Source organism: Streptomyces megasporus, assembly GCF_000718985.1.
GTDB classification, from domain to species: domain Bacteria; phylum Actinomycetota; class Actinomycetes; order Streptomycetales; family Streptomycetaceae; genus Streptomyces; species Streptomyces megasporus.
Genome location: NZ_JODL01000095.1, coordinates 1 through 468 on the forward strand (window position 1 = coordinate 1; position 468 = coordinate 468).

The following is a 468-nucleotide window of genomic DNA, read 5'->3' on the forward strand; positions in this document are numbered from 1 at the left end:
CTCCAAACCCGTGCGCCTTCATGCAGACAAGGCGTACGACATCCCTCACCTGCGGCGATGGCTCTGGGGCAAACGCATCGGAGTCCGCATCGCCCGCAAAGGCATCGACACCAGCGAACGGCTCGGCCGTCGAAGGTGGGTCATCGAACGCACCATGTCATGGCTGACCGGCTACCGCCGCCTCAACCACCGATACGAGCGGAGACCAGGCAACTACCTGGCCTTCCTCGGATTGGCGGCCGCCCTCTGCTGCTACAAACGACTCCTCAAACTGACCATGTAGGACACGGTCTTAGGCGTCGGGCGCCACTGTGCCCTCGCCTTCCCCGCAGGAAATTCTTGTGACTCACGTCATAGCATGGCGGGCGGGGGGAGAAACCCGGCCGGGACCAGAACCGAGGGGTGCCCGGCGGGATTGGGCTGTGCCCGGGTCCTGCTGCCTCTGCTGCGTCGGGGCGCCCTGGAGGT

Annotated in this window: 1 protein-coding gene; it reads left to right on the forward strand. The window is 65.4% G+C overall.

From position 1 onward, the window contains the following. On the forward strand, window positions 1–283 hold a 283-nt coding region (locus tag IF47_RS0126825), incomplete at its 5' end, for a transposase (RefSeq protein WP_031511632.1). Window positions 284–468 lie beyond the last annotated feature (185 nt).